3 protein-coding genes (1 of these 3 cut by a window edge) are annotated in these 12,842 nt (G+C 67.8%); 1 reads left to right on the forward strand and 2 read right to left on the reverse strand.

Annotated features, from left to right (window positions below):
* Nucleotides 1-7,932, forward strand: the end of a protein-coding gene (locus LZC95_13735) for an amino acid adenylation domain-containing protein (protein ID WXA97890.1). The gene continues 11,166 nt to the left of window position 1, outside the view; 7,932 of the gene's 19,098 nt are visible here — the last part of the coding sequence; its start codon lies beyond the left edge, outside the window; the stop codon is at nucleotides 7,930-7,932.
* Here the strand turns inward: LZC95_13735 and LZC95_13740 are convergent.
* Nucleotides 7,919-10,147, reverse strand: coding sequence for an alpha-N-acetylglucosaminidase (locus tag LZC95_13740; protein ID WXA97891.1), 2,229 nt, complete (start codon nucleotides 10,145-10,147; stop codon nucleotides 7,919-7,921). The genes LZC95_13735 and LZC95_13740 overlap by 14 nt on opposite strands.
* A gap of 42 nt (nucleotides 10,148-10,189) precedes the next feature.
* Nucleotides 10,190-12,832 (reverse strand): tetratricopeptide repeat protein, encoded by a 2,643-nt coding sequence (locus LZC95_13745; protein ID WXA97892.1) that lies wholly within the window; start codon nucleotides 12,830-12,832, stop codon nucleotides 10,190-10,192.
* Nucleotides 12,833-12,842: the final 10 nt, after the last annotated feature.

The following is a 12,842-nucleotide window of genomic DNA, read 5'->3' on the forward strand; positions in this document are numbered from 1 at the left end:
CGGCCCTGTCCCGACGGCGTGGCGGGGGAGTTGTACATCGGCGGCATCGGGCTCGCGCGCGAGTATTTCGGTGACGCGGAACGAACCCGCGAGCGCTTCATCGTGCACCCTCACAGTGGGGAGCGGCTGTATCGAACCGGCGATCTCGGGCGCTTTCAGTCGAACGGGGACATCGAATTTCTCGGTCGCGAGGATCATCAAGTCAAGGTGGGCGGTCATCGCATCGAGCTCGGCGAGATCGAGTGGCACCTCGAGCAGCACCCGCTCGTGGGGCGCGCGGTGGTGAGCACGGTGGGGCAGGCGAGGGGGCCCAAGCAGCTCGCCGCCTACCTCGTTCCCGCGACCGCCGTGCCGGATCGCAAAGAGGATGCGCGCGCCCACCGTGCGGCCCTCAAACTGGGACCGGGCTGGCGGCCCTCGGGCGCTGTATCGATCGACCTCGCCGCGCGTGGTGATCGGCCGTCGGCGTGGTTGCGTAAGAGCTACCGCGTGTTCGATGGCCAAGGGCTCACCGCTGCGGCGCTCGCGCGCGTGGTGGCGACCCCGCCGCGGGCGGTCGCATCGCCGGGCCGCACGCCCTCGGCGGGCATCCTTGGGGCGTGGCTCGAGGTGCTTCGCCCCGTGCCTGCGCCGCGGCAGCCCTTGCCGAAATACCGCTACGCGTCGGCGGGAAGCCTGTACGCCGTGCACGTCCTCGTCGATGTGCCGGAGGGCATCGCCGATCTGCACCCCGGCCGCTACGGCTACGATCGGGAGGCCCATCGCCTGGTGCGGCTGGGCGATGCTCCGGTCACCGCGCTGGGCCTGCACCTCGTCGCCGACGTGGCACGCGTCCAGCCGATCTACGGCGATCTGGCCGAGCCTCTGTGCCACCTCGATGCTGGCTACCTGGCCGAGCTCTTGATCGACCGGGCCGCGGAGCTCGGGCTCGCGTTCGAAGCTACCCGCAGCAACGCCGCCGAGTCCGTGGCCCGTGAGGTCGGGCACGACGCGTTCTGGGCACTGAGCCTGCACGCATCGCCTGCCGCCGAGGAAATTTCGCTGGAGCCGTGGCTCGTGGTGCGCCACGCGCTCGCCGATCTATCGCCAGGGGTCTACCGCCACACGGAGACGGGCTGGACGCCGATCTCCGATGGCGGCATCGCCGATGGACAGTTCCCCAGCAACGAGGTCGTCGCCGCGGGTGCGCCGGCTGCGCTGCTGCTCGTCGGGAAACGGAATTCCGCGGAGATGCATCGCGCGGGTCGTTTGGGGCATCGCTGGATGGAGGCGGCCACCGCGCATGGCGTCGGCCTGTGCCCGATTGGCTGGATCGCACCCGACGCCCTTGCTGCCGAGCGTGCGGATTGTGCCATCGTCCATGCCTTCCTGGCCGGCGCCGTCGCCGAGGCGCAGCTCCGCGACGACGTGGGGAGTGAACTGCGACTGACCGCGGGCGATCTGCGCCGCTGGCTCGGTGCGCGTTTGCCCACGTACATGGTGCCGACGCACGTCACCGTGCTGGGTGCGCTTCCCATCACCTCCAACGGCAAGGTGGATCGCAGCGCGCTGCCCGATCCCACGCGTGCAGCGGAGCACGATCTCGCGCCGCAAGCGCCCGCGGCATCGCAGGGATCCATCGAGGATCGCATCGCGGCCGTGGTGGAGAAGCGGCTCGGGCGGGAACGCATCGATCGACAGCGTCCGTTCTTCGAGCTCGGCGCCGACTCGCTGGCGTTGGTTCAAATCCACGCGCTTCTCGTCGCGGAGCTGGGGCTCACGCTCGACGTCGTCGACCTTTTCTACCATCCGTCCGTCGCCGAGCTGAGTCGAAGGGTGCGAGAAACGGCGCCGGAGACCATCGCGCAACGTGAAGCGCCCCGCGCACCCATCGCGAACGAGCCCATGGCGATCGTGGGCGTGGGGTGCCGCTTTCCCGGAGGCGTTCGCGATCCCGAGGCTCTTTGGCAGCTGCTCGCCACGGGGACCGACGCCACCCGTGAGGTTCCACTCGATCGCTGGGACGCCGACGCGCTCTACGACGCCGATCCGGATGCCGCCGGCAAAATGGTTGCGCGTCGCGGTGGCTTTCTCGACGACGTGGGGCACTTCGATGCCGAGTTTTTCGGCATCTCCCCGCGCGAAGCGGAGGCGATGGACCCGCGGCACCGGCTCTTGCTCGAAACGGCCTGGGAGGCCCTCGAGCGCGCGGGCATCGTGCCCGAGCAACTGCGCGGTACGCAGACCGGCGTCTTCGTGGGTCTGATGTCTTCGCACGATTACCTGCCGGCGCAGATGGGCCTCGAAGAGCTCGATGGCTACATCGGAACGGGCAACACGGGCAGTGTCGCATCGGGTCGTCTGTCGTACGTACTCGGCACGCACGGCCCGAGCATGACGATCGATACCGCGTGCTCGTCGTCGCTCGTCGCATTGCATGTCGCATGTCAGAGCTTGCGCTCGGGGGAGTGCGACATGGCCCTCGTGGGCGGCGTGACCTTGGTGTTGACCCCCGGGGTCTACGTGGAATTCTCACGCCTGCGTGGCCTTGCACCCGACGGGCGTTGCAAGAGCTTCTCCGCCGCAGGCGACGGCGTCGGCTGGAGCGAGGGCGCCGGCGTGCTCGTGGTCAAGCGGCTCTCCGACGCCATGGACGCCGGCGATGCCATCGTCGCAGTGGTGCGCGGATCGGCCGTCAACCAGGATGGTCGCAGCGCCGGGCTCACCGCACCGAACGGGCGCGCCCAAGAAGCCGTCTTGCGACGCGCCCTCGACATGGCCGGCGTCGAGCCCCATGACGTCGGCTACGTGGAGGCGCACGGTACCGGCACCCGGCTCGGAGATCCGATCGAAGCTCGCGCCCTCGGAGCCGTCTACGGCCAAGGCCGCGCCGCGCCACTCGCCATCGGTTCGGTCAAATCGAACCTCGGTCATACGCAGGCCGCTGCGGGCATTGCGGCGGTGCTCAAGGCCGCGCTCGCGCTCGGACATCGTGCCATTCCGAAGAGCTTGCACGCTGCGGAGCTGCACCCGGACATCGCCTGGGACGCGCTCTCTCTGGAGCTTGCACGCACCCATCGCCCATGGCCCGAGGCACGCTTTGCCGGCGTGAGCGCATTCGGGGCCAGCGGCACCAATGCCCACGTCATCTTGGAGCGGCCACCCGTCCGCGAATACGCGGCATCGGCCGATGGATCGTGGCTGCCGTTCGTCCTCGCGGGACGCACCGAGCGGGCGCTCGCTGCGCGGGCAGGGCAGCTGCGCGCGCACCTCGAGGCCCATCCCGAGCTCGCCCTCGCCGACGTGGCCTACTCGCTTGCGACCACGCGCACGCACTTCGCGAAGCGGGGTGCGGTGGTGGCCCGCGATCGCGCAGGGCTCTTCCGAGCCCTCGAGGCGCTCGAGCGGGGAGACGCGTCCTCCGTCGATTCGGTGTCCGGTGCCGCGGACGTCGGCGGCAAGCTCGTTTTCGTCTTCCCGGGCCAGGGCTCGCAATGGGCACAGATGGGGCGGGCGCTGCTCGAGGAGTCCGACGTCTTTCGCGCACACATCGACGCGTGCGAGCGTGCCCTGTCGCCGCACGTCGATTGGTCACTGCGCGCGCTGCTCGAGAATGGCTACGACGAAGATCGCACCAGTGTGATCCAGCCCGTGCTCTTCGCCGTCATGGTTTCACTGGCGGCGGTCTGGCGCGCGATGGGCATCACGCCGGATGCCGTGGTGGGGCACAGCCAAGGTGAAATCGCAGCTGCGTACGTGGCCGGAGCTCTCTCCCTCGAAGATGCCGCCAAGGTGGTGGCGCTGCGAAGCCGTGCACTCGCTCGCCTCGAAGGCAAAGGCGCCATGGCGGCCGTGGAGTTGCCCGCGTCCGATCTCGAGGCGCGCCTCGCGCGCTGGGGTAACGCGCTATCCATTGCCGCCGTCAACGGTCCGCGCAGTGCCGTGGTGTCGGGCGATCCCGTTGCCATCGACGAACTGCTGCGCGAGCTCGAGTCCGCGCGGATCTTCGCCCGCAAAGTGCGCGTCGACTACGCCTCGCATGGCGCGCACGTGGAGGCGCTTCGCGAGGAGATCCTGTCGTCGCTCGCCGGGATCCAGGCGCGCTCCGCGGACATTCCATTTTTCTCCACGGTGAGGGTGGCCAAGCTCGAAGGTGCGGAGCTCGATGCGGCGTATTGGTACGAGAACCTGCGGCAAGCGGTTCGCTTCGGCGACGCGGTCGGGCAGCTCGCGGTCGAGCACCGGTTCTTCGTCGAGGTGAGCCCGCATCCCGTGCTGGCGATGGCCCTGCGCGAGACACTCGAGTCGCGGTCGATCCACGGCGCGGTCGTGGGCTCGCTGCGGCGTGACGAAGGCGATCTTCGTCGATTGTCTCTTTCGGTCGCCGAGCTTTACACGCAAGGCTTCGGGCTCGATTGGACGAAGGTCCTTCCGCAGGCTCGGCGGGTCGAGCTGCCCGTGTACCCCTTCCAGGGAGAGCACTACTGGCTCGGTTCATCGCCGAAGGACCACCCGTTGCTGGGGCAACCGCGCGTGAGCGCCGATACGGGCTCGTGGATCTTCGAGACGTCCATCTCGCAGCATTCACCGGCCTGGGTGGGCGATCACGCCGTTCGCGGGAGCACGTTGGTGCCCGGTGTCGCTTTCTTCGAGTGGGCACGCGCTGCGGCGGCGGCCATCGGTCGTGTGGATACATTCGTGCTCACGGATGCCTCGGTGCACACGCCGCTGCTCGTGCCCGAGCACGGCGACGTGCGACTGCAAGTGATTGTCGCCCCTTCCGAGGCGGGCGACCCGGCCGAGGTGCGGATCTACAGCGCGCCGCCGGCCTCGGACGCCGAGGCGCCGACGTGGACGTTGCACGCCGAAGCGCATTTGAAGCGCGCCGATGGGGAACACGAGACGCCTTCTGCCGTGCCCTCGTTGCCTCCCCAGTCGAGCGACCGCGAGGACATCGAAGGTTGTTACGATGCCTTGAAGGCCCACGGCGTGGACTACGGTCCTCGTTTTCGAACCTTGCGAGAATCCTGGCGCGAGAGCTCTCCATCCTCCCGCGTGCGCTGGGTGCGGGCAGCACTCGACGAGGCCTCGCGCGAAGAGGCCGTGGCCTATGGGATCCATCCTGCCTTGCTCGATGGTGTGCTCCATGCCGCGGCCCTTTGGCAGGACGACGCCCGAGGTATCTTTCTGCCGTTTTCCCTCACCGAACTGCGGCTATGGCAAAAGGGCGCGCAGTCGGTCTGGGCACGGGTCGAGCATACGCACGACGGGGATACGTTGCGGCGTCTCGATGCGATGCTCTACGACGAGCAAGGCCGCCCCGTTGGAGAGGTGCGCGGGCTGCATCTGAAACGCGCCCCCGACTCGGCGTGGCAACCGCGAGCCGATCGCGATCGCTACCACATCGTCTGGCAGGAATCGCCGGCGCGCTCCCGAAGCCGCCTTTCCGGCCGCTGGGCACTCGTGGGCGATGGCGGCCCGCGCGACGAAGCTCTCGCGCGTGCCCTCGAGGCCGCCGGCCTTCGCATTCAGCGGATGCCGCACGCAAGCCCCGCGGACGTCGATGGCTATTTATGCCTTCCTCCCGATGCGACCGAGCCGGGAGAGTCCCTGGTCGATCGCACGTTCGCCGAAGCCGCGCGTGCGCTCGCGGCGCTGCAAACACTGCTCTCGAACGCGGAGCGTGCGCCGCGCCTCGTCTGGATCACCCGCGGTGCCGTTGCCACCATGCCCGACGAAGCCGTGCCGGCGCTGGAGCAAGCGCCGCTCTGGGGCCTTCTGCGCAGCGCACGCCACGAGTACCCGGACGTCGACCTGCGTCTCGTCGATGTCGGGCCCGACGATCTGACCGCCGAGGCGCTGATTCGCGCCCTCTCTCTCGAGGAGGAGCCCGAAGTCGCGGTTCGCGGCCCGCACCTGCGCGTCCCCAGGTTGCTCCGTGCGAAAGCCGCGTCGCCGAGCCCCGAGTCCCCGCTTCGGTTCGAGGGGACCTTCCTCGTCACGGGAGGTCTCGGTGTGCTGGGGCGGCACACGGCACGCTGGCTCGTCGAGCGGGGCGCGTCGCACCTCGTCCTCACCTCGCGCCGTGGCCGCGACACCGAAGGTGCCGGCGCCTTCGAGGCGGAGCTCACCGCCCTGGGTGCGCAGGTCACCATCGTGGCATGCGACGTCTCGAACGCGGATGCCGTTCACGCGCTCGTTCGCACCGCGACCTCTCAGGCTCCGCTGCGAGGCGTCGTTCATTGCGCCGGCGCGCTCGATGACGGTGTGCTCCTCAACCAGAGCCCCGAGCGCTTCGTCGCGGTCATGGCACCCAAAGTCGCGGGAGCGTGGAACCTGCATCGCGCCACCGAAGGCCTGCAGCTCGACGCATTCGTGCTCTTCTCGTCCCTGGTCGGCGTCCTCGGTGGATCGGGTCAGGCCACGTACGGCGCGGCGAATACCTTCCTCGATGCGCTGGCGCAGCACCGGAGGGCTCTCGGCTTGCCGGCCACCTCGCTCGCCTGGGGGTACTGGGGCGAACGAAGCAACCTGACGGCGGGCCTCGGTGATGCCGAGCTCGCGCGCATGGCACGCGCGGGCTTGGGCGCACTTTCGGCGCCTGCCGGGATGCAGCTGCTCGAAAGCGCTCTCCATGCTGGAGACACCGTCGCGGTCACCGCCGCCCTGGAATTCGGCCCGATGCGTGCGGCCTTCGAGCGCTCGCATGGAGGCATCCCGCCGCTTCTCGCACGATTGCTCCGCCCGAGTTCACCGACCCGAGCCCCGTCGGTGCAACCCGACGCGCGCGCGCGTCTGAATCTTCTCTCCGAAACCGAGCGCCGCGCGGCCGTGTTGGACCTGGTGCGCGAGGAGGCCGCCAAAGGCCTCGGGCTCCGCTCGGGCGCGGACATCGCTCCTCATCGCCCGCTGCTCGAGTTGGGCTTGAATTCCGTCATGGCGCTCGAAATTCGACGTCAGCTCGGCGCCCGATTGGGCTTGTCGCTCCCGGCGACATTGCTTTTCGAATGCCCCACGCCGGAACAGATTGCCGATCGCGCAATCCGAGAAATGAATTTCGATATTCCAACGCCGAAACAACAAGTTGCCCAAGCAACGAATAACGAAGATGCCCTCGTTCCGAACGTGGAGCGATTGGGCGCGATTGGCGAGTTCGATTTGGCCTTCGAGCTGGTGGGCGTCTCGTCGCGCATTCGCCGCGTTCGTGAACGGAAATCCCAACAGCCAGCCTCCCGGACCCAGGCCGTCAAGCTCGCCGCGGGTCAATCCGGGCCGAGCGTGATGTGCTTTCCCACCACGACACCGCCCACGGGCTCGATTCAATACGCGCGATTCGCGAACGCATTTGCCGGTCAGCGCGACGTCTGGGCTCTCCCGAATCCAGGCTTCGCGCGCGGCGAACATTTGCCCGAGGATCGCGCCAGCATCGTTCGCATGCACGCCGAAAACGTCGTGCAATGCGCGAACGGCGCTCCGTTCCTTCTCGTGGGCTGTTCATCGGGAGGCTGGATTGCCCATGCAACCGCCGAGCATCTCGAGCGCATCGGCATTCTTCCGGCGGCGGTCTTCTTGCTCGATACCTACCGAATGCGCGACATCACCGAGGGCATTGGGGCGGCGTTCCGGCGCGCGTGGCTGAGCGAACTCCCGGGCATCCCGCGAACGGAGCACGAGTTCACCGCCATGCCGTGGTACACGAGCCTGTTTCAAGACTGGGAGCCCGCGCGCCTTGCCTGCCCGACGCTGTTCCTCCGCGTCACCGAGCCGGTGCCGGGGATGGAAGGGGAAATCGTGCCCGGCAGCGGATGTTGGCAGCCTCACTGGGCCGGAGCCAACTCCGTCGTCGACCTACCGGGCACGCACTTCACGATCCTCACCGAGCAAGCCGACACCGCCGCACGGCTCGTCGAAGAATGGTTGGCCAACCCCGAGCGAGCCATCACTCCTGCATGAGCGCCTCCAAGGCCGCCTGCGCGGCCTCGAAGGGCGAGCCACTCGGCGTCGTGGGCAGATCCTGGTGCGTGCGCGCCCACGACTCCTCCATGGCATACCAGTCGATCGCGCGGGGGGCGCGGTTCTCGGCGAGCGCACTGGACAGCTCTTCGAAGTAACGGCGCCACCGCGGCTGATACAGCCCCGCGATCAAGCCGGATAGCTCGCGGTTGGCATAATCGTGCAAGCCCGCCTCGGAGGCCGTCCGCGTGCCCCATACGGTATACAAACTACGAAGATCGTATTCGAGCTGCTCGCGCTCCGCATCTCCCAACGCCGCGTCCGTGGCATGGGCGACGAGGGGGCCGAGCAGGAATCGGCGATCGGTCCGCGTGACCGCTTCGAGCCGGTCCATCGCGCGAAGCCATGCCGCCGTGAGCTTCGCGAACGCCACGGCATCCTTCGCGCGGTACGCCGCATCGATTTTCGGCAGCAGCGTGCGGCTTCGATTGGACAGTGCCTGCCGTGCGATATCGACGAGGTCGTGCGCATACGTATCGGTGTCGCGCCATTCGGGGGCCACGAGGAGCATCTCCTTCAACGCCGTTTCGACCGCGGCCGGATCGTAGCGCAGCTCCTTGGGCGAATAGCGATCGGCCGAGCGCACCCGCAGATCGGGCCGCGCCGCGAAAAGGCCGTCGTGCGGCTCGCTCCAGCGATCTTCGCCCGACATGGCGAAGGCCGACGTCCGTAGCGCCTCCCACGCCGCCACCGCGTGCGGATCCGCACCGCCGTAGCGCAGGTGCGCCCATCGCGCGAACCACGCGGCCGTGTCCACGGGCCCCTCTTGCCAGGCGAGCTCGGTGAAGAAGTCGAAGGCGAGGGGATTGTTGTCCCCGGCCTCGGGCATGTACGCCGTTCCCACGAGCGCGTGATGGGGCTTGGCCTTCCATTGCCAATAACGCTGATTCCACGTCGCGAGATTGGCCCCGAGGGTCGTATGCCCGCCGAAGTTGGGAATCGACCCGAACGCGTAGGGTGCACCATGCCAGGTCGTCTCGCGATCGAGCCCCGCGTAACGGTCCGACAGGCCGTCCACGATGAGCAATTTGCTCTTGTCGAGCGCGTCGATGAGTTCCACCTTCGGATTCTTTTGCCAGCCGAGGATGGACCAAATGGCATTCGGGTGGGCCTTGCGCAGCGCGACCTCGACCAAGCGCGCCGCCTCGGGCACGGGAACGTCGCCGGGATTGCCACCTTCGTGCAAAAGATCCATTTTGAACATGTCGCTATCGCCGAAAAGCGCGCGCTGCGTGCGATAAAATGCTTCTGCGACCTTGTCGAAGTGCGCATTGCGCGGGTCGAGCCAATCGGGACGCGGAAAGCCGATCCAGTTTCCTTGCGGAATGACCCTCGCGCCGGGATTCTTGTCCACGAACGACGGCGGCACCGTACCGAAATAGCCGGGTAGCACGGGCGCCATGCCCAGCTCGCGCAGGCGATGGGCAATCTTTCGCCCTAGCTCGCCGTCTCGCACGATGAGCTGTCGGGAAATGGGACCGGCGAAGCAGCACATGTTCTGGAGCAGCCACCACGGTCGATGTGCTGGCAGAGGAATCCAATTGCGTAATTCTTCGTCCGAATATCCAAATTGCAAAAACGTCGCATAATACAACGCCGCCGCGCCCGGATAGACGATGACCTCGTTGACCCCATGAAGCGCGAGGACGTCGAGGGTGTGCTCCCAGCGTGACCAATCCGCATAAGGATCGGTGTACCCATCGTGGGTATCGTTCAGGGCGAACCGGTGCGCGACATTGGCTTTGCGCACGATCTCGCTCGGGGGCGCCGGCAGCACGCGCGGTAGGTCGAGTCGCTCCCCGACCCAGGAGACATGGGCTCCGACCACCTCGGTCAGGTAGGCATGAAATCCCGTGAGCAATACCGCCGGCGATGTTCCCTCGATGACGATATGCCCCGCTCGTCCGGACACACGCACATGGTCGCCGGCACCATCGCGCGGCAACGCCCGCAAGTGAACTTGGTGCGCATGCTCGGAGACGAGCCGCCGCAGGGCGCGCCGCGCGGGCCGCACATCGAAGGCATCCCCCGTTATTGCGAGCTCCGACGCCTCCTCGTGCGAGTCGGTCGCGCTACCATCGGTGGGCAACGCCGGCGAGCCGCAATCGAGGAGACCCAGCAGCAGCGGAAGGGCGAATAGGCGCAGGGGACGCATCGCCGTGAGAGAACGACTTATCTTATATTCCTGTCAACCAACTTATGGCGATGTCGCCTGATGCACTGTCCGCAGAAACGCAGCCACCTCGTCGCGATCACCCTCGCGGCCCGGAGCCGTCGCGTAGTACGACAGGGCCTCTTCGGCCAGCGCGCGTGCTCTCCGCACATCGCGATGGGCCGCCGCCAGTGCGCGGGCGAGCGTAAATCGGGTTTCGGCGCAATCGTCTTGGCGCCGATCCGGTGCACTTCGCAATGCAAGCGCGCGCTCCAGCGGACCGATGGCGTCGGCCGGGCGACCGGACGCGAGCCAATCCTCACCAAGGTATTGCAACGTATTGGCAAATCCCGTGCTCGTACCGCCCAATCGCTCCCAAACGGCCAGCGCACGTTTGTGCAGGAGCAGCGCTTCGCCAACCGCTCCAAGGCGATTCTCGATCCGCCCGACGGTGTTGCGTACTTCCGCCAAATCGGGATGCTCGGGGCCGAGTTCGGCCGTGAGAATTTCCGAGGCGCGCACGGCATGAGGAAGTGCGTCGGAATAACGGCCCTGTTCGAAGCGAATGGTTGCAATCGTATCTTCGATGGCCGCCACCTGCGGGTGGTCCGGCCGCAGCGCCTCGCTGACGATGTCCCGCGACTGCTCGGCCACGGCGACGGCCGCGTCGAACCGGCGCAGGTCGGCCAGGGATACGGCGACATTGCCTTGGACGATTCCCGTTTTCGGATGCCGCTCCCCCAGCGCGCGCTGCAGGATGCTCAACGCCTGTTCCCGTTTGGCCAGCGTTCCCGCGAGATCGCCGAGGCGCCGATCGGCCAGGGCGGCATTGTTCAGAGAAACGGCGACTTCGAAATAGTCGGGGCCCCGCGCCTTCGTCCAAAGTGCCACCGCCTCGTCGCCGAGGCGGCGTGCTTCTTCGTAATGGCCCTCGCCGAAGACGATGGATTGCCTCGCGGCCGCAAGCCGCGCACGAAGTTCCGAATCGCCCCCCGCGCGCTCGACGGCCGCCTGGGCCAACTGCGCAATGCGCCGGGCGTCCTCGAATCGCGCCTGGTGATCTCCGAGCACCCAGAGCAGCGCCACCAGCGCACGCGCCTTGGCGAGATCGTCGCGGCCGATCTCGGCGGCCTCGATGGCCGAATAGAAGCTGGAGACCGCCTGGGCGTCCTCCCCGCGCTCCATTTGGATATTCCCCTGGTATCCGAGGGCCTCGGCGAGCAGCGGTGGATAGCCCAAGGACCCCGCATCGTGCACGGCCGTGACCGCGACCTCGAGCGCCACGCCATAGTTGCCCGCTTTTTCCAAGGCCGAGGCTTGGGCAACCCGCTCGCCGACGTCGTCGAGGCGCGCCCGCGCGACCGGATCGGCCGGCGGAGCCTCCTTGCTCAAGAGCGCCCGCCCGTCGGCGCATGTATCCACACTGGGCAGCGTGAGCGCGGATTCGACGGCGCGGTGCATCGTCCTCGCATCGGCCGTGGCCAAGGTCGCGGTCCGTGCCTTCATTACGCGCAGCTCGTCGGCAAGGCAGTGCATGCGCAGATCCATCAATGCCGGCGACTGCTCGTGGCGCACGTGCGTGGCCTCGCAAACATCGGTATTCATGGCCACCCAGGCGGAGGTCCACGACGACAGGATGCGGTCCGTCTTGCCCCAGGTATCCTCCGCATAAGGCTTTTTCGTCGCCAGAAAGGCGGCGTGCACGCGCTCGCGGATGGGCTCGTCCCAAGCGCCGGCAAGCTTCGATTCGGCGCTCGCGCAGATGGCCGCACGCGCGGCCCGATGGTGCATCGCCATCGGGGCGCCAATTGCAAGTACCACGGCCAAAGAGCCCGCGAGCACGAGCCACCGGCCCGCGCGGGATGGCGGCGAGAGAACCGCGAGCAGCGCGCCCATGGTTGGGAAACGGTCCTCCTTGCGCAGGGACAACCCGCGCTGGACGGCGCGTGCGATGCGGCGGGGCACGCGCGGGATCGGTTCCGGCGCGCGTCCGTACCTCGGTTCTTCGAGGGCGAAGGGCCGAACCCCGCACAGCGCTTCGTAAAGCGCGACGCAAAAGCTGAATTGGTCCGTGCGCGCGTCGATCTGATCGGGGTGCGCATGCTCGGGCGCCATGTACGCCGGCGTGCCATGTCCTCCGGCCGTCAACACCGGATGGACGCCATCCGTGCCGTCGCCAGGCGGCGAGCCAGCGAGCCCGAAATCGCTCACCCGGGCGCGCCCGTCCTTTCCGATGAGCACATTGTCGGGTTTGAAATCGCGGTGCACCAAGCCTGCATCGTGCGCCGCCTCCAGGCCGCGCCCCGCCTCGATGAACACATTCAAAATGGCGCGCCAGGTGCGCGGTGCCGCATGCAGCCAATGGCCGAGGGTGGGGCCGTCGGCGCGCTCCATGGCGATGAAGATGCTCTCGCCGTGGGTGCCGACGTCGAAGACGGTGATGACGTTCGGGTGCCCCACGCGTGCCATGGCGCGTGCCTCGCCGAGGAACCGCTCGCCGCGATCGGAGCGGGTGCGGCAGACGCCCGGGCGCAAAAGCTTCAAGGCAACGGTTCGATCCAGTTCGGGATCGTGCGCCGCATAGACGACGCCCATGCCGCCGGCGCCGAGCCAATCGAGAATGACGTAACGCCCCACACGGGCCCCGATCCGGAGGGGTGCTTCCTTGTCCGCCTCCGCCGAGGGCATGACTTCGGAC

The organism is Sorangiineae bacterium MSr12523 (assembly GCA_037157775.1).
GTDB lineage: Bacteria > Myxococcota_A > Polyangia > Polyangiales > Polyangiaceae > Pendulispora > Pendulispora brunnea.